Genomic DNA, 22,557 nt, shown 5'->3' with positions numbered 1-22,557 from the left:
TGGTCTTACCCCTGTCAAGTAGACAGTATTAAAAAAGCCTAAGCAGCCAGTGTGTTTCGGTATTCCACCGGAGCACACTGGTTTAATTTTTTCTGGAATCGTTCATGGTTATAAAACCATATGTATTTTTTTATGGCTTGAAAGAGTTCTTCTTCTGTTTTACACTCAGAAAAGTACAATGTCTCGGTTTTGAGATGCGAAAAAAAGGATTCAATGCAGGCGTTATCGAGGCAGTTTCCTTTGCGAGAGTGGCTGCCTTTTATGCCAAGTTCCTTTATTAGCTTATTGTACTGCTTAGACGTGTACTGGAAACCCTGATCAGAATGCAGGATCGCTTCCTGCACGTCTCTTTTTTTGCTCAGTTGTTCCACAGTATCCAATACGAGCTGTAAGTCATTTCGATGAGAAATCTTCCAACTAACAACTTCGTTGTTATAGAGATCCTGGATGACTGAGAGATAGTAAAATCGATTTTGAAACGATACAAAGGTGATATCTGTTACAAACAAGTGATTTGGCTTGTCCGTTTTAAACTTACGGTTAAGTAAATTAGGATGAATAACAGATACTGTTTTACCAAAATAACGTCTCTTCTTTCGGATAATAGACCGAAGGTTTAGCTCCTTCATCAACCGGTATACTCGTTTGTGATTCACATTCCATCCTTTCTTTCTTAATGCAATTTGCATTCTTGGATATCCGAAGTATGGATGAGCTTGGTGGATCGCTATTAGATGTTCCTTCAGATTTTGATTCTGCTCTTGTCTCAATGATGGTTTTCCTTTTGCGTTGAGCCATTTGTAGTAACCGGATCGAGACACTCTCGCAATTTCCACTAACCAAGTAAGGGGATATTTTTTACGTAGCTCATTTATGATTAAAAACCGATTTACTTTCCATACCTTCCCCCCAGATGCAGATTCGGATTGCGCTTTTTTAGGTATTCTACCTGCGCTTTAAGATAATCTCTTTCTTCTTCCACAGTAGCAAATTTGGTGCGTGGACGACCAATAAAAGGGTGGTCACCAGAACGGCTCTTCCCTCGTTTATCCATAACCCCTTCTCCGCTATTGAACTTTCGAACCCACTGCTTAACCTGAGTTGAACTTGGTATTCCTAATGCTTTAGTTATCGCTTTATAAGACATCCCTTTTTCTTGATACAAATTTACAGCCTTCAGCTTAAACTCCTCGGAATAACGTTTGAATTTTTGACCTTTTTTAGCCATAGGAAATCCCCTCCAAGTAGAGTGTACCACCCACCGTCAGGTGGGCGGGCTTTTTACACTGTCTACTCAAAGGGGATAATACCATAGCGAACGGCTTTTTTTTATTTTCTCAATCAATTCCTTAGCTTTGGGATCATCATCCTGACACTTAAGAACCACCTTAACCCACTCCACTTCCTGTTGGGTTAAATTAGAGGTTTTTATTTGTTTAGAATCTACCATCGAATGATCTCCCTTCGTATTAAAAGTCTATCTTGAGTGATAAAGTGGTTTTAGATATTTCTTTACTAAAATTTTATTTCTGTAAAAAATGGTATCACTTAACAAATGAATTTTTTGTCGAATTTTGCGATTTTTGTACAACAATTGACCCGGGACGATTTATCTTGACATCCCAATCTACAGAAATTATAATACTATTCCTAAAATACCAAAAAGGGGTCATCCGATTTAATCTGGATGATCCCTTTTTGGTATTCCCAAGTGTTCAATTTGCTTATATTTTGGCCTTGGTACTGTAGCATATGTCCCATCTTCAAAATATGCTCGTATTGAAAATGAATCATCTACTATATATTTTATTGCGTATAGATTTACCACATTTACGGGATCTAACTGCATAAAACCGAACTTTCCCCAATTTTGCCAAACATCCTCAAGGGTTGATAGTCCGAGAAATTTTCCATTATTGGTGTGGTATTGCAATATACCATTTTTCGAATTTTTGGGTCTGAAGAGGTCGACCTTATTGACCTCTTCAATGCTAAACTCTTCAATGTCATTGGTTCCAAAACGAATACCCGAAAACATTGTCATAGATTACACTCACTTATTTTTTAATTCTGTTGGTACCTCAGGGCTACCAATCGTAAACTTGAAACTAACTACATATACACCTGCAAGTGCAGAAAAAATTTCAGATAGTGTAATTGCCGTTTTGCTTTTCATCATGATGTCACCTCCTTTTTAGGGAGTAATAAAATAGATTGAACAAAGAACGACAAAGATAATATTGGAGAATAAAGAATAAAATTAAAACAAATAATCAGAAGTGACATTACCTTTAGAAATAAATGCCTCTCCTTAGGTATTCTTACTTCGTCGTACACATTATTTGGAGCCAGTAACAGTACCAGAATCATTGAAATTGCAGTTAATGCAATAGTAACTATAGGTCTCATAGGAATGTGCGGAATAATAGACATGATAGCTACTGTAACTTCTGCACATCCATCTAACGATTTGAAATGATACCCTCCTGAAAAGGATCTCAGTATCATAAAAGAAAATAAAGCCATCATTGTATCAGCCAATTTTCCCAATAGATAACCAAACAAAATTGAAAACATCAATACCACAATAAAATTTATGGTCACAGATATAGAATAGGTTAATACAGCAACACTGCTTGTTTGAGCAGGATCTGTTCTATTAATTAATATAGCAATTTTCTTCGACATTTTTTCAATCATAAGTAATCCCGTTTCCTTAGTAGCCATAATAAAATAGCAAGTGGAATCAATACATATCCCAATATAATAAATGTATTAGCTTGGCTCATGATCAATACATATAAAACTGTTGTTAAAGCAAATACTGACAGCCCTACTGCTAAGATTAATAAGAATGGTAACTTGTTCATTTCTTGCTTGTAAGTCATGCTATGCGGAGGCTGAGAAATGAAACTATAGCCTAGATTTAAAACTTTCAGCAACCACGCAACCAGCACTACTAAAGCATCTGCAACAAACTGTATGATAAACGTTCCTAGTTCTGTAAATTGCCCTAGATCATTAAGAGATACCAAACTGGTTTTTAAAAGCAAGGAAAGTGCTATAAATTGTATTCCTGTAAAGGCTATGCATCCTGCAGCTGTAACCAATGTAGCCTCGTATAATCTAAACTCTAACAATCGTCTAAAGAATATAACTAGTGCTATGTACTGTATACCGGTATCGTATTGAGGAATATCCAGTATAAACCTATTAAAATAAGAGATTAGTGATAAAACACTTGCAATTAGTAAAAAATCTCTTATATAGCTTAAAACAGGAAAACGGAACATCTTAAAAGCAATAATCATGACAGCCATTTGGTCCAGCACACCAAACACCAGATATAACAAAATATCCATAACATTTCCCCGATGCTGATTTTTTCACTTCAATTAACATTTTACCCTTCCAGATACTTCCAATCCACCTAAATATTCATTAATTTTATATCAATTAAATGATATATGATGTTACTAAATTCCTATAATATGGTATTATTAGGAAAGTGTTTTGTTTCAACCTGAATCTTTTACACATTAAATCCTCTCCAAAACCAACCTAATGTTACTTGTAATCGGAGAAGGGGGTATTTCTGACCCAGATTACTCTATAAAATTAACAAGAAAAATCTGATAGTTTATACCTACATATTCATCAATCTGTAGGTATTTTTATGTCGTCATTTATATTTTCTAAAGTTTTTACCTTATTAATCGCTTTAGACACAGTATAATTTAATTAAATTTAAAGGAGCATATGAAATGGCTAAACGTACTTTTTACGCTGCTAAAATAAATGTACATGAAAATATTTTTAGTCAAGATTTAGACAAAATTATTGAATATGAAATTCCAAAAACTATTATGGAATCAAAAACAATAAAGCTAAAATCTTGGAATTGGACTTTTACTGACATAAATCAAATAATCCATCAAGGAAGAAAAATTATTTTTGGAAATGTAACCAAATCAAAATACAAGCAATTAAAAGTACGAATTGATACAGTCACGACTAACGTAATATCTGAACATGAATTAGCTTATACTGCTTTTTTTATTTATGATCTTGAGAGTGAAATCTTAGCTCATGAAAGTACCTCTTCTATTTCTGTAAAAGAATTTCTTAATCTGTTTACCTACTTATTAAGTCAAAATCCTGTAATTGGTGAAGTTATTATTAAGTCAATCACAGAAGACCAATTTATTCGAAAAGAGTTACTATCTATCCAGAAAGTTACACAAATTCAATTCCATCTTATTCATCCGAATCCCGGGAGAAGAAAATCCTTCAACCTTTATCAAAAAATGATTCATCAAAACAGACTAAAATCATTAGATATAAAAATGACTAATAAAGATGGAGTAGAGATCATAGAAGAACAATTAGATTTCAAAAATGATTCAGAAAAAGATACATCTACAACTGATCAACATTCAGATACTTCAACTCATGAGAAACATGAGTCATCAAACACTACTTTAGGAAAAAAACTAACAACTTATATAGAGTATGGTATCCAGCTAGTCGAATCTGGTTATGGTGAAATAAAAATTAAAGGATTTGACGAAACTATACGAAAAGGTAAAACTAAGAATTACATAGATAAAAAACCTCGTAATTTTTCCTCCGAGAATTCAATTCGGAGAATTAACGTAACGGAAGATGAGCCTGTTCGCTTGCGTTCCAAATTAGTTACTTTTATTCTTAATGTAATAAAAAAGAATATGTAAGAAGGTGAAAAAGTGTCAAAGGATAAAATTGATGTTTCTATAAAATTTGATGAAACCACTTTTCGAGGCCTTATTAAATCAGTAGGGGATGACATTTATAAAAATTGGTCTTGGGTTTGGTCTCTAATTATTACATTAATTCTTTTTGTCCTTCTATTTTGTAGTAGTGATAACTTGAGCAAAGATATTTTAAATTTAGCAAATACTTTAGCTGGAGTTCTATTAGGAGCTTCAGCTGGTATTTTTGGGATTGTAATAGCTGCTTTAACACTGACTTTAACATTATTTCATCAATCATTACTCCCTTTAATGTTAAAAGAAAAAGTCTTACAAATGTTTTTATTACCTTTTTGGTTTGCAGTAGTTCTATGGGCAATAAGTATTGTCATTTGTATTTTTATATATGTTTTTATAATCCTCCAATTTGATTTGTTATTGTTAAGCTCTTTCTTTTTAGAAGTATTTATCTTTCTATTTGCTACCTTTTATACTGTCGGTTTGACTGGACTTGTAATTAGACTTGCGTTACAAAGAGCTCAAATAAGTGAGTAGAAATTAACACTTACATATTTGACTTTTTTTGTTAATTAAAATAGAACATATGTTCTTGAAAGTGTCTATATCACGAAGAGTTTCATCATTTATTTGTATGTTTCGATAGATTTTTTGGTAAAAATAAATAATTTCCATTTAATTTAAAATATATCAGGGAATGGACTATGCCGTTTTTGTGATATATTTTATGTTGTATTCTCAATTAACTAAATGTATAAAAATATATCATGATTTTATTGGAAGCTGTTTGAATAACAGGTAGAAGAAAATCACACCTAACTTTACTGTTGCGGTTTTTTCTAATACGTTTATAATAAAAGTATTGATACGAAAAACGTATCAACTGAATATTTTTAAATCACCTTGCTTATAATTAAAAAGACCGTAGGTGTTGGCGCACCTACAGTCTATACAATAGACTGTCCCCAATGGGGCGGCTCATATGGAATTCTAAGATAGTAAGACCGCTAAAGCTTCTGAGGGCTCGATGGCGGTCTTACTTTTTTTTGGTCAAGGCAACGACTATTGTCACGACTAATCCCAGCAAGGCCACAATAAAGCCTCCAAACTGGAACAATAAAGAAAGAGTTTCGTGAGTAATTACCATTCGCCCACCCCCTTCCTTTTGGGGATGAGCCGACCGCCAACGAGGAGTACCGATCTATTGTAATAAGAAAATTATAACAGTTAATCAAAAAAATCCAAGTAGATTCCCAGAATTTCAAAAAAACGTTTTTTATGGGACACTAACTAAAATATTAAATTAACTATTCCCTCTAATTGGAGTTGCACTTAATCTTTTGGTATACTTTTCCTTATATGTAAGATTTGTTTTTTAATTAATTACGTTAAGGAGGCGTTCTATTACGATGATTAAAAAGAATACACTCCTGTATAACACGTTTTTCTTTTTCCTGCCCCTTTATCTACTGTATATTTATCTAAGCACTGAGCGTTTGCATAGCGATTACTTTGGAATAAGATTGATGCCGTTTGAAAAAATCATAGATTTCTTTACAAACTTTGAATATTTTAGTCGCTATGAATTACTAGGGAAGATTTTGCTTTACATTCCTATTGGGATTCTTATACCTCTGTTATTCAGTTCTATAAACAATATGCTTAGAACCTTTTTGTTTACCCTGATCCTTAGCTTTTTAATGAATTCAGTTAAAATAATAACTCAAGCTGGCTTCTTTGAAATCGACGATATCATCCTGAATGTAATAGGTGGTGTGATTGGATTTGTATTTGTTAAAGGCTGGTTTTCGTTTATTGCAATTTTGTCTAAATCTAAAGAATCTCATAAAGAAAGCCGACTGCAACTTTAAGCAGCCGGCTTTTACCTTAATTTATTTTCGAGCGATGATTACAATATTACCTTCTGCTTTAGTACCATCGTGACCTTTATATATGAGCGCTATGAGATTGCAAATTCTATTGTCTAACAGGAATAATTAGTTCGTGGTATAATAAAAAAGACCGTAAGTGCTACCAACACCTACGGTCAACGTTTCAAAATGGGTCAAATTTACTTGAAGATGATCTCCTAGCTCGTTAGCTAAAGGAGATCATTTTCTTTTTTTAGAGAAAATCATTGTTAATCCAGCCCTTTTACATTTAATTATCTAAAATAACTTGAGTATGACGGAACTCAGTTGGAACTGTGATTCTACCAATATGTCTGTCACGAACAGTAGTTTTATTATTAGGGTATTTAACTGCCTTCCAATCAGCAGTAATATCGTATACTTTTCCTACTGCATATATATTTACAACATATTCTCCTGGTTCATCAAACTCGGCATTCAGTTTTTGCCCTTTTTCAATTACATGAGTTACTTTGGAGACATACTCGTATCCTAAATCCGCTTTTACTACCTTGATTGGAAATTCTACACCACCTTTAAAATTATGTTCACTTTCAACAACTTCTTTAACATTCGAAGTATATTCATGCTTAATTTTAACCCCTTTAACAAAGCTTACATATTCTTTGTGAATCAATTTAAATCTTTTATCATCTTTATAATATTCTGCTTTAGCTGTACCATCAACATACCCGTTCGCATAATATGTAATACCAGTATCTCTCTTCACTCTAGTAGACTCTGGTTCACTGTAAGAGCCCACCTCACGATATTTATCTGGATGATTACTATCTTTTTCATAGGTAGTAATGTCTTCTGCAAATACAGTAGAGGTTACATTAGTTGATAATAAAGCCACCCCTAAAGCCAATAATGGTAATACCTTACTCTTCTTCATAAAAATAATCCTCCTAAAAATAAATTATATATTTCATAGCCAATTTTGCTATAAAACCATAGTTAAGGTTGTTTACTTAAAAACTCCATGAAAGAATTGAGGAAATCACCAGAAAGGTCAATTCCATTTGGTACTTTTATTTTGTCTGAAATAGAAACTATGCTTAAATTCAGCCCTTTTCCGGTGAAAACATAGGTATTAACCTCGGTATTGGGATACACATCACTATAATGATCTGAGATCCCATAATCTTTTTTTTGAGAGTTATAAAAATTCGGTGCATATCTAATTGCGTTTTTCCACTCAAACGCTTCGGTGTTACTAGGCGTTAAACCCATTTGAACAATAATTCCTTCTTTTTCGTTTTTATATACTAAAGTTTTATTATTTTCTTGAAATACATCATGCTGCTTTTCAGATTCTCCCACTAGTGTTGGAACCATAGTTGAAATTTTCCAATCATCAGTAATTTCAATATACCCTTCTGGTTTAAAATTATTTTTAATATTCTCATACATGTTGTTAAATTTATTGCTATCAAGAACTACCGAATTTTTTTTATCGTCACATGAGATTAATATCAGTGAAAATGCAAGTATATAACAAGCTAAAAAAAAGTAATAAATCCCTTTTTTTGCAAACATCATATCACCTTCTAATATTTGTAATTTTCATCCCCGCTAAATATTACCACAATGTAAAAAAAAGTCAAACTTAATTAATTTTATTGAACATTTCTTAATAATAGAATTTATATTGTTGGAATGCTTTTTATAAATACCTAGAATATGGTATTATAAGAGTACAAGTACGCATATAATAAAAAAAGACCGCAGGTGCTCTAACACCTACGGTCGATACAATAGACTGTCCCTTCAAAGGGGTGGCTCAAGAACTAGTGAGAATGATCTCCCAGCCTTTCAAGCTCAAGGGAGGTCATTTCTTTTTTAAGTAGGTTAACAAAGCGAGGATGAACATGCCAAACATGAACATCAGCGATAACGCTTGATATACCTCCATATTCTCACCCCCTTCCCTGTAGGGGTAAAAGAGAGTGAGCCAACCTCCCTTGAGGAGCCGATTCTATTGTACCTAGATATTATGGCATGAAAGTTTTTCCTGTAGTCTAATTATTTCTACTGTTCATTCATACCTCTACAGTTAAAGAAAAAATACATCCTACTTCAATGGAGGTTAACTATGAGAATTGGTATTTATATTAGGGTTAGTACAGAGGAACAATCACAGCACGGATTTTCCATAGATGGTCAAAAAGAGCGTTTAATTGCTTTTTGCAAATCCCAAGGTTGGGAAGATTACACTTTATATATTGATGATGGATTTACAGGGACTAACATTGAAAGACCTGCTTTAAAAAGATTAATACGGAATATAGAAGAAAAAAAGATCAATATAGTGCTTGTATATAAGTTAGACCGTCTAGGAAGGAGACAATTAGATGTCTTACATCTACTTGAAGATGTATTCGAAAAAAACGGAGTATCTTTTAAATCGGCAACTGAACCATTCGATACTTCTACCCCACTAGGGAAAGCAATGCTGGGCATATTGGCTGTATTCGCCCAACTAGAGCGAGATATGATCATTGAACGTACAACATTTGGTAGAAGACAGCGTTTTAATCAGGGGCTTTGGTATGGAGGACGAATTCCATATGGCTATAGTTGGAACAAAGAGGAGAAACGACTTGAAATCATTCCTGAAGAAGCATTAGTTGTAAAAGAAATTTTCAAAAGGTACATACGTGGTGATTCCCTATCTGCCATTTCTGATTGGGCTGTAACTAGAACCAAATCAAGATATTTCGATCATACAAAAATAAATAACATATTATTTAGAATTACTTATACTGGTAAATTACAGAATGCCGGTGTAGTTGTAGATGGAAAACATGAACCAATAATAGATTATGAGACCTGGGAAGCTGCACGCAGAGAAAATGCAAAAAGAAGAGGTGGACTACCTCCTGTAGGGGAATATCTTTTAACAGGATTACTCGAGTGCTCTCAATGTGGTGGTCCAATCGTGCACGTTCGCCGCAAAAAAAGCCTTGATAATAGAGAGGCCATTTACGAGTTTTACGCTTGCAAACATCAACACGTTAGAGCTAGAGACCGCAGATTGACAGAAAAGTGCTCGTTAGGGTATCAACATAGAAAAAATGTTGAGAAATTTGTTATAGAACAAATAAAAGCAACTGCACTAAATCCTATGTTACTTGAAGATTTTTCTACTAGCAAAGAGGATTATTTAGAAAATGAAGAAGCTATCAAATCGTTGGAGGATAAATTAATAAAGGTACATGAGGGATTAGAAAATCTTTATGATGCAATACAAGCAGGGGCGATTAAAGCATCGGCTGTTGGAGGACGTATTAGATCGCTTGAGGAAGAACAAGAAGCCATCTTGGCTCATTTGGAAGATTTAAAGGACACCTCTCCAAATTATAAAGATTCTGGAGAAGTTCAAGACCTTATCAAACAAATTGGGGAAGCTTGGGATTACCTTACTTTTGAGGAACAAAAAACAATGATCAGATCAATAATCAAGAAAGTGGTTCTTAATAAAAAGGCAGAGCCAACAGTATATTGGAATGTCTTTGATTAAGTTTCATACGTCCGGTTCTTTCTCTTACCAAATGACCAATGCGAATATCTAGTTGGCATGCCATAGGCCCCAAACGTATAAATAATCTCCGCAGGACATATCTCATACCGCATAGGATAAAAATCTAAGCCAAACCCTTTGGCAATTTCTGTTATTTCATCAATTGCATATTCCAGTTGACGTTGTTCCTCCTGGTTCATCCACAATCCCTCCTTTTCACCTCTACATCATGTATATGTAAAACGTGGAAAAGAAATAAGGTAAATAAAAAAAGCACTTCGTTTGACTATTAGTGCCAAACCATGTGCTTTTATATCGCTACAAAATCATTTTTTATCGTATAGCCTACTGCTTGCTTATTTACTTCCCTTTAATACAAGCTCAATACTGTACCTACTCCTTCTTGTCGTGCTTTTCTATAAATTTCATAAGCGCACGAGATATCTTCTATAGCCATCCCCATCGGATTTAAAATAATAATCTCATCATCGGTTTCTCGGCCGGCTTTTTTATTGGTGATAATATCTCCTAGTTCTGCATGAAGCATTTCCTTTGAAAATTTGCCTTCTAATACTAACTGATTAATAATTTTTTTCTCACGATTGGATTGATCCCAGTCATCGACCACCACTTTATCTGCCCGTAAAAAAGCTTCCTTCTCTACGTCCATAATAGAAATGTTACTGACAAATGTTCCTTTCTTGATCCAGTCCGCTTTAATATACGGCTGGTCTGTGACGGTGCACGTGACGAGAACTTCTGCATTCTCTACTGCACTTTGAGCTGAGTGATGAATCTGAAATACAACATGACTAAAGCGCTGCTGCATCTCCTTGCCAAACATTTTAGCCTTTTGTAAATCTAAATCAAACAAGTGAACATTCTTAATCTGGTCAAACTGCTCTAACAAAGAATTTATTTGCATCTTAGCAATCAATCCACAACCTATAACGGATAAATGCTGGAAGTCTTTTTTAGCCAAGTATTCAGTGGCTACTACTGTTACTGCCGCCGTTCTCATAGCACTGATAACACTGCCTTCTAAAATAGCGATGGGGAAGTTTGTTTCAGGATCATTTAAAATAATCAAAGCGCTTGCTCTTTCCAAATTCTTTTTCGTAGGATTGGAAAATTTACTTCCGATCCACTTGATGCCCGAGATGGCAGGCTCCCCCAAGTAGGCCGGCATAGCTATGATTCTATCAGCGATATGCTCATCTTTTTTATTAGTTTTGAGATACGGTTTTAGAGGCTGACTGAAATTCTTTTCTGAGTGTAGGCTAAGAGCTTGTTTTATAGCCTGTACGTATATTTGCGACTTATAGCCACCTACGTCGATAATATCTTGCTTGTTCAGATAAATTAATTCCGGCTTAGTTTCCACTAACATCATAACCACTCCTTTATCGCTGTCGCTTTATTTAATCGAAACAGATTTATAAATAGAGGTAGGCAGTGTAATGTCATGTTGACTCATCCATTCATCTGAAAAAATGGTGCTATAGTATCTATCTCCCCTATCTGGCAAAATGGCTAATACTCTTTGTCCTTCAGCTAAATCATCGAGTAAACGCAGGGCTGCACAAACGGCTGCCCCTGATGATCCTCCTACGAGTAATCCTTCCTGTAGTACCAATTGCCTTGTGATATAGAACGCATCTGCATCATTTACATAGCTTACATCATCATACAAGCTTTTATCTAAATTCCCTGGAACAATAGCATTGCCAATCCCCAGCAACCTTCGTGGGCCTGGTTGCCCGCCAAAGATAACCGATCCTACAGCGTCTACAGCTAAAATTTTTACAGAGGGGCTTAATTTTTTCATTTCTGCTGCCACTCCTGTAATTAATCCTGCTGTGCCAACCGGGCAAACAATCCAATCCAGTGTATCCTGAAAATCACTGTGAATTTCACGGGCTAATGACTCCATATACGCTCTAGGATTCTCTGGATTGTTGTATTGATTGGGCCAATAAGCCCCCTCTATCGTTCTTTCTAATAATTGAGCCGTGGCCAACCGTGTTTTTAAATAGTTTCCATGCTCATCTGCCTTTTCTACCATATGAACCTGTGCCCCAAATGCTTTAATCAGGTTTAAATTAACCTTGCTAATTTTAGGGTCTACTACACATATCATTTTATAGCCCTTCATCTTCGCTACCATAGCTAATCCTATAGCCAGATTGCCTGATGAGGATTCAACAATTGTTCCATTGGGCTTTAGTTGCCCGTTTTTTTCAGCAAACTCAATTATGCGCTTGGCAACCCTATCTTTTGAGCTTCCACCGGGATTAAAGCCTTCTAATTTTACAAATAATTCACTATTTTCATTCTGAACTAAATGCTTAAGCTTCACCACTGGCGTATTACCTATTAATTCTAAAGCATTTTCATAAATCATGTTCTGGCCTCCCATGCTTTTTTAAATGACATTTGAGACTTTTTCATTGATAGAAATTGCTCTTGGGCTACCTTCTTTTTATCCTCATCAAAATTTTTACTTAAAAAATTTTCTCCCAAATTATTTTTATCGCTTTTAACTCCTACATATTGCAAATCAGGATTTTCAAATTCTGCCCCCGCCTGATTGACTAAAAGCTCAAAAGCTAATCGATAGGAGGTAGCTTTCACTTCCCAAATGGATTCATAACGAAATGGGTCCTTTATTCTTACCGCTCTGATAATTGGCCCTGTATCGATTCCGTTATCTACATAATGAATGGATGCTCCAGCGGCTCTTTGAAAGTCATTCTGGTTACCCTTCACAGCCATATTTTCGATGGCATACATTCCTCTCGCATACGGAAGAACTGCTGAATGAGCATTAATAATGTTTCCTTCTGTATACTCAATCCACCAGGGTTTTAAAATCTGATCCAAGAAAATATATACCGTAAGATCATATTCCTTGGTCAAACTGCTGATAAATGCTTCCATGTCAGGGTGATTCAAATTGGGTCCGCTGTAATGGATATGCCCAACGACATCAGCAGGATAGGAGGGGATTCCATATAATGAAATCATACTTTTTTCTGCTTCACTGATGGTTCCGTATAGCGAAAGAAGTTCACTGTATTCATTCTCTGTAAGTTGCTTTTTACCAGAGAAGGTACGGTGGAATTGCACCTTTTGTTCACTGTTACCCTGATTATCTCTGATAACAATGCCCTTGAATGAAGTCATATCTTTAAAGCTTTCATACCAATCTCTGATTAAATATACAGCGTGAAAACTTCCCTCTGTCAGTAACAGATGAGCTTTAGCCTTTTTCAGCTCCATCTAAAGTCTCCTCCTCTTTTTTACCTTTCCCAGTCTAAATTTCACACAAAAAAACCGGATCAGTATAAAGCCTAATAGAAGCTCTCCATAATGCCAGTAATTCAAGCCAATCCTCTTCTACGTAATCTTCTCGAATCAAAAAACTAAGCGGGATGTTCAAATTCAAAATTCGCCCGCAAGTAAGGGTAAATTTTGTTACACCTGCTGGTAAAAGAAGGCCTTCATCAACTATTTTTTTAATCTGATCAATATGAAAAGCAGGATATTGAAATACAATGCCTCGGTCAACAGGCAATTGCTCTGCTGTTATACGATCAAAGTTATATTTACTGGAATAGGAATTAACAATCTCCTTCCAAATCATAATTCTCTTTTTTACATCCATGTAAAAATCTGCGGGAGTGTATACATAGTGTTTCTCATTCCTAACGAAAAGTGTCGCGATCGGCTCTACAGCATATTTTTCCTTCCGCCATAATAAATCGGGGTTCTGTAGCAATTCCTCGATAAGATTCTCAGCATCTACAAGATGATGAGCCCAGGCATCTATGGAAAGAAACTCTAAATCCACCACTTGTATCACAATTCGTTTGCAATTTAATCTTTGTAAAGATAATGTGCGATGAGCTCCATCCAGAATCAAATATTTGTCATGTTCAAGTTGCAAAGCAATAGGAGGATTTTTTACCTTTTGTTCATTTTTAATTTTGCTGCAAAGTTTTTTTAGCCTCTCTACTTCGTATTCTTCATGTAAAAATACTTGATTAATTGGTACTACTCGTAGCTCAGATAACACATTATTTCCTCCTTTACAGCTCAATGAGAATGATCAGTTACCTATTGATACGAAACATACCTATAAAAATTTTAAAATATTTATAATCTTTTTAACCCATTTCATTTTAACATCACTCATGATATATTTCATTATATATTTGCAGTTTATGGATATTTTGTAAAAAGGAGGTATCATCTTGAAAGTAGTAGCTGGGAATCGTATGAAAGGAATGATAATGGCAATTATAGGTGCTGGTTTATGGGGGGTATCAGGTACCGTTGCTCAACAGCTTTTCCAACAGCTAAACATTTCTACAGAATGGCTCGTTACCGTCCGACTATTGATTTCAGGTATTATCCTGCTGCTCCTTTCATCATGCAGTCCCAATAGAGATCAAATATTTGGTATATGGAAGCATAAAAGCGAATCAATCAAAATACTTTTGTTCGGGATATTAGGCATGTTAGGAGTTCAGTACACCTATTTTGCCTCGATTAACGTGGGAAATGCGGCTGTAGCAACCTTATTACAGTACTTAGCGCCTATCTTTATCACTCTCTATCTTATTATAAAATGTAAAAATATTCCAACAAAAATTGATGCTGTTGCTATTTTTTTAGCCTTATTAGGAACCTTTTTATTGCTCACCAATGGATCAACCGATAATTTAACAGTGCCCATGTCGGCAATTATTTGGGGCGTTTTATCTGGCTTATCCTTGGCATTCTATACCCTTTATTCAAAGGGCTTATTGCAAAAATGGGCTTCTTCTATAGTAGTTGGCTGGGGTATGATTATCGGTGGAATTGGGTTAATCTTATTACACTTTATCTCCACGAAAGAAATGATAGTACTAACACGCATTGATAATTTAACATTAGAAGCTTTTTTATTAATAGGATTTGTTGTTATTTTTGGTACATTAATTGCTTTTTATCTCTATCTGGAGAGCATCAGATATATTACTCCAAAAGAAACCAGCTTACTAGGGTGTACAGAGCCGCTGGCAGCTATTATTACGTCCGTTTTATTTTTACAAGTTCCATTTGGATTCTTCCAATCTGTAGGGACCTTATCTGTTCTGATCATGGTTTTTCTGTTAAGCCAAAAGCCCTCTTCTTCAGAAAAACCATCTACTATAATTTGAAGGCTAAAAAACACTGCCCCTCTATGAAAATAGTTTAGATTGAACCCAAGGTTATGCCCAGTTATTCACAAACATAAACAGCACATCTCCTCACAATACGTTAGGAATATGTGCTGTTTGATTGTAAGAATCCATTAAATGAATAGCGAATCACATTTTATTTAATCCTAGAAAAATCCATTCGAAAAGTGAAAAATATTTACTTATTGCTCAGGATGTTTCTTTTTTTGTACTTCCCTTCTCTGGTCACTTGTTATGATAAAAAAAGCTCCAACTACAAAAATCACACATCCAAGTAAAACCACATCCACAATAAATTCTGTGTAAAGCATCCTGTCATCCTTTCTTTTGTCACAAGCTACCGCTCCCCTTCTCTTGATTTATACGACTTGTTTAAACAGATTAGAACGAGAGTTATTCTTGATAAGAAGCATGGCTAGAGCACATTAAAACGAGTCGTAGCCATCAGAAACGGTTACAATAGAAAAAGAACATGATTTAGGAAATACAAGGAGGGCAATCATGCGCTTACAGGGTAAACAAGTAGTATGTTATGTGGAAGATGAATTTGAAGACTTAGAACTATGGTATCCCGTTTATCGATTACGTGAAGAAGGGGCTACTGTTCACTTAGTAGGACCAGAAGCGAATAAAAAATATATAGGTAAATACGGTGTTCCTTGCACCTCTGATAAATCAATCTCCGAGGTGAAGGCATCAGACTACGATGCTGTACTCGTGCCAGGAGGCTGGGCACCAGATAAATTGCGTCGTTATCCAGAGATCATTTCCTTCATTCAGCAAATGGATCAGGCCAAAAAGCCAATAGGTCACATTTGCCATGCAGGATGGGTATTAATCTCAGCCAAAATTCTCAAGGGTGTAACGACTACTTCTACACCGGGGATTAAGGATGATATTGAAAATGCCGGGGCCATTTGGGTTGACGAAGAGGTAGTTGTAGATGGACACATCGTAGGGTCTCGTCGTCCGCCAGACCTACCTGCATATGCCAAAGCATTTGCTGATCTATTAGCAAAATAGCGGATAGTCCTATCTATAACATCTACTAAACCGTATAAGCGGAAATAGGATGTGATTCCTATCTCCGCTTTTTTTGAAGGCTGTGGGAAGCTTCCTCTCCAAGTGCCCACAAAAAAACCAGCAAGGAACGGGTCCTATGCTGGTTTTTTATTCATCTAGTTTTTTGCTAATTCCTACTTATTTCTCTAGCAATCTCATCTTCTGCAACAACGCTAAAATCTTACCCGACTTAGGCAAAAATTGAATATCATCTTTTGTAATTCCGCCAAATTTAATCAGTGAAATTCCATAGACAAGAACTCCTAATCCTACAGAAGCAAGAGATACGATCGTATATAACAAACGTCCCTTCCCAATTACAGTAGGTAATACCGCCATAAGTCCAAAGGCAACAACAGCCACAATGATTCCCATCATCAGCACAGCCAGCACCGATCGACCATATTTCTGCTTATCCTGCTGGGTCACTTGTGTTAATCTTCCAATAGCGCGCAGGTTTAAAACCGTTGAGACTAAATAAGCAAGCACCGTGCCGATCGCTGCCCCTGCAACGCCCAGAAGAGGCAATAGAATCAAGTTAGCTACAAATTTTACAAGTACCCCAATTAATAAGTACTTAGGTGGCAAATTTACCTTTCCCATCCCTTGCAGGATACCTGAAGACACGATACCAAGCGTCGAGAAAAGAATAGCAAAAGCATTGACGGCAAGTGCCAGCGTTCCATTTTCATCGCCAAAAAGCATAATATTAATTGGTTTTGCTAAGATAGCCAAGCCTATTGTAGCAGCCGCTCCTAAGAGAAAAGTCAGCCGAATTGCTGTTTGTGTGCGATAGTGGATAAGATCATCCTGTTTTCGAACAATGGCTTCACTGATTGATGGAACAATAGCAAGTGATAGAGACGTAGCAAAGAATGTTCCAAACTGCAATAATGGCTGAGAACGATCAAAGGCACCTTTTAATAGGATAGCCGTCTCGTTATCCATTCCGGTGTACACCAGCATATTAATTATTGTAAAGCTATCGGCAAGCGGTATTAACGGTAATACCAGTGAAGCTAAACAGATTGGGATCGCATACATGATAATCCGTTTAAAAACCGCTCCGTCTGATAAGCTTTCCGCCTGATCTCCTGCTTGATTTGGGAGAGCTAGTATGGCACGTTTTTGTTTTCGATAAAAATAGCCTAATACCAACAGAGCAATAATGGCGCCTGGGGTTGCTGCAAACACGGCAATTGTACCGGCCAAATAAGGATCATCATAGAGCTTCATCACAATATAAGCTCCCACAATGATAATAATGACGCGGAAGAATTGCTCTGTCACCTGAGATACGGCCGTTGGTAGCATGTTTTGATGACCTTGGAAATACCCGCGTGTATTAGCTATTAGTGGCACCAATACCAATGAAACTGAAATAGCTCGAAGCGGATTGGTCAAATTAGGGTCGCCGATCAAATTCGCAATCATTGGCGCGGTGATAAAGGTTAGTAAAAAGAAAACAACCCCTAAAATCCCCAAAGTAAGTGATGAAATCCGAAAAATTTGTTGCACACTCTTGCTATCTCCTACTGCATAACGATCTGCAATCATTTTGGAGATGGCTAGAGGGAAGCCCGCTGTAGCCAAGGCAATTAGAGTGGTGTAGAGCGGATACACGGTACCGTACACATGCATACCGATATCCCCTGTAATATTTTGATAAGGAATTTTATAGGCAGCACCTAAAACCTTTGAAATTAACCCTGCAATCGCCAGAATCGCTGCTGCCTTTATAAAATGATTGGCTCCTTTGGCCGTATTGTTCATATGCTTTATCCTTTCTATCTAAATAGCAAGTCTATTGGGTATTATATCAAATTCTCAACAAGGAGCAGTAAAAAAGCGATGATTCTTATGGAACCATCGCGAACTTATCATAATTTAAAACAACATATGTGCTATACCAGCAATAATCGGTAATGTAATTAAGGTCCGTAATAGGAAAATCAGGAGAAGATCTTTGAGCGTAACAGGCAATCTGGAACCTAGTAACAGACCACCTACCTCAGACATATAGATCAGTTGAGTAACTGAAATACAAGCAATCACAAATCTAGTCAGTTCACTAGAAATACCACTGGCAAGTACCGTTGGCAGGAACATATCAGCAAAACCAGCAACTAATGTCTGCGAAGCTGCTTGCGCTTCAGGTATTTGCAATAACTCTAGCAAAGGAGTAAATGGTAAGCCTAGCCATGCGAAAATAGGGGTTTGATCCGCAATGATCAGCGCAATGGTTCCGACAGCCATAATGATTGGTGTAACACCGAGCCACAAATCCAATACATTCTGTGAGCCTTCTCTTAAAAAAGCAAAGAAGCTGTTATTTTGTTCAGCTCGCTTTACTGCTAGTCTCAATCCCTTTCGCACTAACGATTGTTCTTGCTCCTCATCCTCTTTATGCGGTACTACACCTTCATGATACGTATCGGCTTTACGAGACAATGGCGGTATGCGAGGCATAATAATAGCCGCAACGAGTCCTGCAAAAGTAACGGTCAGATAAAACGGTACAAACATATGCGCAAGATTTACTTGAGATAACACAACAAAGCAAAACGTAATCGATACCGCCGAAAATGTTGTACTAATAACTGCAGCCTCACGTTTTGTATAAAATCCTTGCTCATATTGCTTGCTAGTCAGCAATACTCCGATTGTCCCATCCCCAAGCCAGGAAGTAATGCAATTGACAGAGGATCGTCCGGGTAGCTTGAATAAAGGTCGCATTACTTTTAAACATAACGTACCACAAAATTCTAATAGCCCAAAATTCATTAAGAGAGGCATGAATAGGCCAGCGAATAAAAACACGGTAACTAGTAACGGCAACAATTTGTATAAAAGCATACCACCAGTGCTTTCAGACCAAATCCATTCTGGGCCTATTTGAAATAATGTGCAAATAGCCAAAAGCATACCGACCACTCGCATCACGAGCCAAAATGGAGAAACTCGGCATAAGGTCGTCCAAAAAGAGGTTTTCGTAGTCAAAGCCGCTGGACGAAATAGCTTGGCCCACAAGCTCAAAAGCGCAGTCGTACTAATAAAAATGGTTACTAGCTGTGGTAAAATAAACGCAAATTGCTCCTGTAATAATTGGGACAATAATGCTATTGGAATCGTAACCTGTCCATCAATAGAAATCGGGGTAATAAATAATAACACCCCGATGATAGACGGTAGTAAAAAGCGCATAAGTTGCTTACATGTAGTTATATGAACATAAGTCTCTTTTTTAACTGTCTGCATGGCTCTCCTCAAAAGTTTGTCATATTGCATACAAACAAATAATTATTCAACGATATACATCTTAATACATTCGCTCACGCTACTCAACCTATAAAAAATGTTAGGTCTCTAAAAAAGACAAAAATCTTTGTTGAAAAAGAGCTAATTCCTCATAAAATATCCCGTGTCCGCTCTGCTCAAATGGAAACAATTGCGATCCGTATATCCCTTGATGCATCATCAAAGCAAATTCATACGGGCATACCTGATCATGCTTTCCATGAAAAATTCCCGTTGGTACATGTATCTTGGCTAAGTCAGAACGTAAATCCTCATCTCGTAACGACATAGCTGTCATAGCTGTAGCATGGTTAGAGGCTGCCATACCCAGCCCCCAAAACCATAAACGAAGCTCGTCACTAACGGGCTGGTAGAAAAATATGTTTCCAAAATCTCGCATCATAGCCGGCCGATCCGTGTACGTTTTATAAATTAATTCGTCTACTTGCCGTTTGGTCATTCCATAGGGATAATTTTTTCGTTGTACAAAAGATGGCGCTGCTGCTGCTAACAAAGCCAGCTTTCCCACCTGATACCCTTTATGTCGAGCCATATAGCGAATGGAAATTGCTCCCCCCATCGAATGTCCAACCAATGTAACGTTTTCCAAACACAGCGCATCCATTATGACGCGAATATCATCTGCTAGTCGATCGTAACAGTATCCTTGCCAAGGCCGATCCGAATCGCCAAACCCACGCAAATCTATCCCTACACAACGGTATCCATAGTTTGGTAGCCAGGTGGTTTGATACTCATACATCTGATGATTAACTGGCCATCCATGAATAAATACCACTGTTTTGTCGCCCTCTGGATACAAATCCTCTGCGTAAATATGCACACCTTCTTCTACCTCTATGCAAGCCATACCGTTCCCTCCCTTTTGTTGTATCATTCATTTGTATGTCATGTTTAAAGCGTTAAGAAGAAGGACAGCTTTGTTCCCTCAAAAACTTTTCATTAGCTCGTCACATTCAAAAAACCTCGACCAGATATTCTCCGGTCGAGGTTTTTTGAATCTGTCGTTTCTAAAGAATGGAAATAATAGCTTAGTTGATACCAACCGCTTTGTAAGCATCTTTTACTGCTTGTACTTCAGCGGAATCAGCACCGTATAAATCTGTTGCTGCATTGATTGCTGCTTGACGCATTTGAGCAAAGTTAGAGGTTGACGTTAGATAAACCGTTAATGCACGATAGTAAATTTTTTCAGTTGCTTCGCGTCCTACTCCTTCAACCGTGACTCCATAATGAGTGCCACCTTCAGAAATCAGGTAGGCTGCTTTGTTATTGATACCGCTATTGGTATGAACGCCACCATTATCTTTAGTGCCTGTATATTTTTTGCTCATATGGTCAGGGTGATTATATTTAGCTGGGTCAGAGAGTGAGCGCAGTGCATCCCCAGGAATATCAGGAGTGTAAATATCTTCACCGATTTCCCAATCATCACGATCTACCATTGCACCAAAAATGTCCGAAATAGATTCATTCAATGCACCTGACTCATTTCTATAAATCAAGCCTGCTGTTCTTTCTGTTACAGCATGGGTTAATTCATGAGCAATTACGTCAAGACCGCCCGATAAACTGATGAATTTTTTGCCATCTCCATCGCCATACACCATCTCAGCGCCATCCCAGAAGGCATTGTTATAGTCCGTAGAATAATGAACGATAGAATTAAGCTTGGCACCAGCATTATCAAAGCTATCACGATTAAATGTGTTTTTATAGTAGTCGTACACTTTGCCCGCATAAGCATGTGCATCAACTGCTGCTGGATCGTCGAATTTGTTATTTGTACTTGTTACTGGGTACATATAAGTGGTGCCATTACGCGCTGTATACGTTTCGACTCCTTTACCGCGAGTAGTGTCCTTCAAAGAATAGGTCCCGTTAGCATATGTGGTTGGGAATGTTTTCGTATCACCTAAAACCCCTTTACCTGTGCCTAATTCTTTTGGATCGGCTGAACCAGCATCATCTGCTTGTCCATCCAAGGATCGAACATCAACAGTTGAATCTACAGCTTCTCCTACTTTGATATTAGACTTATGCGCCTTTGTCACATGCTCCATAATGTTATATTTGTCTAAGACTTTTCCATTATGAGCATCGATTGCATAGAACCAACGGCCTGGTTCTGGTTCAAGGAAGGTAACCTCTGTTATATAGGCCAAAGAAACCTTATTCTCCTGAGGATAGATATATAAATCTGCCTCTGGGTCAACGCTAAATTCCGATACTTCCCCTACCTCCTTCTTCAAATCTTTTTTGATAGCTTTAATCGCATCATTTTCTTTTAATTTAGGCTTTGTTTTTACTTTTTTCAGAGACTCTGTAGGAACTACTTGTCCAAAGAAGGAGGTTACATCCCCGTCTTCATTTAGATGCACAGTCTGATCTGAGCCGTACACTGGAACCCCTTTATATACCTCACGTAGACGGTAATGAGTTGTGTCAGTGTCTGTATCCTCTATTTCGTTTAGCAATTCAAACTGATTCTCTACCTCGCCTTGTACTTTAAGTACATCACTCTTGTCGGATAAATATTTCCAAACAATCTCTTGCTTTTTGACTTTCTTAGGTGCTTTCCATGTCTCACTCATGTAAGAAGGAGTTTCCCAGTCGCTATTATACATAACATTACTTTTTGCGAATGCTGGAAGTCCGCCTCCCAATAAGCTTGACCCTAACAAAATAGTAGCAATAATACTAGATGAGACCTGATGTTTTTTCAAAATAATTCCTCCATTCCCAATAAGATTTTCAAGTACATC

At 36.8% G+C, this 22,557-nt stretch carries 24 protein-coding genes and 1 pseudogene; 6 read left to right on the top strand and 19 right to left on the bottom strand.

The window, feature by feature from the left end:
• Positions 1-38: 38 nt before the first annotated feature.
• From GOP56_RS19975 to GOP56_RS19955, 6 genes are all read right to left on the bottom strand, one after another.
• A protein-coding gene (locus tag GOP56_RS19975; RefSeq protein WP_163244441.1) for an IS3 family transposase occupies positions 39-1,228 on the bottom strand; the annotation gives its coding sequence in 2 pieces (ribosomal slippage) (positions 39-940 and positions 940-1,228; 1,191 coding nt in all).
• Positions 1,229-1,294: 66 nt separating this feature from the next.
• Positions 1,295-1,450, bottom strand: a complete 156-nt coding sequence (locus GOP56_RS19970; protein WP_163246382.1) for a hypothetical protein — start codon at positions 1,448-1,450, stop codon at positions 1,295-1,297.
• Positions 1,451-1,678: 228 nt separating this feature from the next.
• Positions 1,679-2,044 (bottom strand): LytTR family transcriptional regulator DNA-binding domain-containing protein, encoded by a 366-nt coding sequence (locus GOP56_RS19965; RefSeq protein WP_163246380.1) that lies wholly within the window; start codon positions 2,042-2,044, stop codon positions 1,679-1,681.
• A gap of 9 nt (positions 2,045-2,053) precedes the next feature.
• Positions 2,054-2,179, bottom strand: a complete 126-nt coding sequence (locus GOP56_RS24215) for a hypothetical protein (protein WP_256379988.1) — start codon at positions 2,177-2,179, stop codon at positions 2,054-2,056.
• Complete coding sequence (locus tag GOP56_RS19960) at positions 2,176-2,700, bottom strand: accessory gene regulator ArgB-like protein (protein ID WP_163246378.1); 525 nt, start codon at positions 2,698-2,700, stop codon at positions 2,176-2,178. Before GOP56_RS19960 ends, GOP56_RS24215 begins: the two co-directional genes overlap by 4 nt.
• Positions 2,697-3,362 (bottom strand): hypothetical protein, encoded by a 666-nt coding sequence (locus GOP56_RS19955; protein WP_163246376.1) that lies wholly within the window; start codon positions 3,360-3,362, stop codon positions 2,697-2,699. Before GOP56_RS19955 ends, GOP56_RS19960 begins: the two co-directional genes overlap by 4 nt.
• A gap of 402 nt (positions 3,363-3,764) precedes the next feature.
• On the opposite strand from GOP56_RS19955, the gene GOP56_RS19950 reads away from it, so the two are divergent.
• Both GOP56_RS19950 and GOP56_RS19945 read left to right on the top strand, forming a co-directional pair.
• Positions 3,765-4,733, top strand: coding sequence for a DUF4747 family protein (locus GOP56_RS19950; RefSeq protein ID WP_163246375.1), 969 nt, complete (start codon positions 3,765-3,767; stop codon positions 4,731-4,733).
• Positions 4,734-4,745: 12 nt separating this feature from the next.
• Positions 4,746-5,285, top strand: coding sequence for a hypothetical protein (locus tag GOP56_RS19945; RefSeq protein ID WP_163246374.1), 540 nt, complete (start codon positions 4,746-4,748; stop codon positions 5,283-5,285).
• 499 nt (positions 5,286-5,784) lie between these two features.
• Here GOP56_RS19945 and GOP56_RS19940 read toward each other — a convergent pair whose 3' ends face one another.
• On the bottom strand, positions 5,785-5,895 hold the full coding sequence (locus tag GOP56_RS19940; RefSeq protein WP_157452803.1) for a putative holin-like toxin: 111 nt from the start codon (positions 5,893-5,895) through the stop codon (positions 5,785-5,787).
• A gap of 262 nt (positions 5,896-6,157) precedes the next feature.
• On the opposite strand from GOP56_RS19940, the gene GOP56_RS19935 reads away from it, so the two are divergent.
• Entirely contained in the window at positions 6,158-6,619 is a 462-nt protein-coding gene (locus tag GOP56_RS19935; protein WP_163246373.1) for a VanZ family protein, read from the top strand.
• 289 nt (positions 6,620-6,908) lie between these two features.
• On the opposite strand, the gene GOP56_RS19930 is transcribed toward GOP56_RS19935, so the two are convergent.
• From GOP56_RS19930 to GOP56_RS24050, 3 genes are all read right to left on the bottom strand, one after another.
• Positions 6,909-7,556, bottom strand: coding sequence for a hypothetical protein (locus GOP56_RS19930; protein ID WP_163246372.1), 648 nt, complete (start codon positions 7,554-7,556; stop codon positions 6,909-6,911).
• 62 nt (positions 7,557-7,618) lie between these two features.
• A complete protein-coding gene (locus GOP56_RS19925) occupies positions 7,619-8,203 on the bottom strand; it encodes a hypothetical protein (protein ID WP_163246371.1) in 585 nt (194 codons plus the stop codon).
• Between the two features lie 289 nt (positions 8,204-8,492).
• A complete protein-coding gene (locus GOP56_RS24050) occupies positions 8,493-8,543 on the bottom strand; it encodes a putative holin-like toxin (RefSeq protein ID WP_231504337.1) in 51 nt (16 codons plus the stop codon).
• Positions 8,544-8,756: 213 nt separating this feature from the next.
• Here GOP56_RS24050 and GOP56_RS19920 point away from each other — a divergent pair, with 213 nt between their 5' ends.
• Entirely contained in the window at positions 8,757-10,184 is a 1,428-nt protein-coding gene (locus GOP56_RS19920) for a recombinase family protein (RefSeq protein ID WP_163246370.1), read from the top strand.
• Between the two features lie 20 nt (positions 10,185-10,204).
• On the opposite strand, the pseudogene GOP56_RS24450 reads toward GOP56_RS19920, so the two are convergent.
• The 5 genes and pseudogenes from GOP56_RS24450 to GOP56_RS19895 all read right to left on the bottom strand — a co-directional run.
• Positions 10,205-10,384 (bottom strand): annotated as a pseudogene (locus GOP56_RS24450) (SpoVR family protein); the annotation flags it as partial.
• A 170-nt stretch (positions 10,385-10,554) separates the two neighbouring features.
• Positions 10,555-11,574, bottom strand: a complete 1,020-nt coding sequence (sbnB, locus tag GOP56_RS19910) for a 2,3-diaminopropionate biosynthesis protein SbnB (protein WP_163246890.1) — start codon at positions 11,572-11,574, stop codon at positions 10,555-10,557.
• A 27-nt stretch (positions 11,575-11,601) separates the two neighbouring features.
• Positions 11,602-12,588, bottom strand: coding sequence for a 2,3-diaminopropionate biosynthesis protein SbnA (gene sbnA / locus GOP56_RS19905; RefSeq protein ID WP_163246368.1), 987 nt, complete (start codon positions 12,586-12,588; stop codon positions 11,602-11,604).
• The gene (locus tag GOP56_RS19900) at positions 12,585-13,466 is read right to left on the bottom strand and encodes a formyltransferase family protein (RefSeq protein ID WP_163246367.1); all 882 of its coding nucleotides are present in this window, start codon (positions 13,464-13,466) and stop codon (positions 12,585-12,587) included. Before GOP56_RS19900 ends, sbnA begins: the two co-directional genes overlap by 4 nt.
• Positions 13,467-13,500: 34 nt before the next feature.
• Positions 13,501-14,262, bottom strand: a complete 762-nt coding sequence (locus tag GOP56_RS19895; protein ID WP_163246366.1) for a ParB N-terminal domain-containing protein — start codon at positions 14,260-14,262, stop codon at positions 13,501-13,503.
• A gap of 202 nt (positions 14,263-14,464) precedes the next feature.
• Between GOP56_RS19895 and GOP56_RS19890 the strand changes: the two genes are divergently transcribed.
• Both GOP56_RS19890 and GOP56_RS19885 read left to right on the top strand, forming a co-directional pair.
• Positions 14,465-15,391, top strand: a complete 927-nt coding sequence (locus GOP56_RS19890) for a DMT family transporter (RefSeq protein ID WP_163246889.1) — start codon at positions 14,465-14,467, stop codon at positions 15,389-15,391.
• Positions 15,392-15,913: 522 nt separating this feature from the next.
• Positions 15,914-16,435: a type 1 glutamine amidotransferase domain-containing protein gene (locus GOP56_RS19885; protein WP_003335329.1), complete on the top strand. Its 522-nt coding sequence runs from the start codon at positions 15,914-15,916 to the stop codon at positions 16,433-16,435.
• Positions 16,436-16,612: 177 nt separating this feature from the next.
• Here the strand turns inward: GOP56_RS19885 and GOP56_RS19880 are convergent, their stop codons facing one another.
• The 4 genes from GOP56_RS19880 to GOP56_RS19865 form a co-directional block, all read right to left on the bottom strand.
• Complete coding sequence (locus GOP56_RS19880) at positions 16,613-18,247, bottom strand: putative polysaccharide biosynthesis protein (RefSeq protein WP_101667486.1); 1,635 nt, start codon at positions 18,245-18,247, stop codon at positions 16,613-16,615.
• Positions 18,248-18,361: 114 nt separating this feature from the next.
• Positions 18,362-19,732: a YjiH family protein gene (locus tag GOP56_RS19875; protein ID WP_163246365.1), complete on the bottom strand. Its 1,371-nt coding sequence runs from the start codon at positions 19,730-19,732 to the stop codon at positions 18,362-18,364.
• Positions 19,733-19,832: 100 nt separating this feature from the next.
• Complete coding sequence (locus GOP56_RS19870; protein WP_163246364.1) at positions 19,833-20,642, bottom strand: alpha/beta fold hydrolase; 810 nt, start codon at positions 20,640-20,642, stop codon at positions 19,833-19,835.
• A 181-nt stretch (positions 20,643-20,823) separates the two neighbouring features.
• A complete protein-coding gene (locus GOP56_RS19865) occupies positions 20,824-22,518 on the bottom strand; it encodes a M4 family metallopeptidase (RefSeq protein ID WP_003335333.1) in 1,695 nt (564 codons plus the stop codon).
• Positions 22,519-22,557: the final 39 nt, after the last annotated feature.

The organism is Brevibacillus sp. 7WMA2 (genome assembly GCF_010748895.1).
Classification (GTDB): Bacteria; Bacillota; Bacilli; order Brevibacillales; family Brevibacillaceae; genus Brevibacillus_B; species Brevibacillus_B halotolerans.
This window is presented reverse-complemented; position numbering and strand designations above follow the sequence as displayed.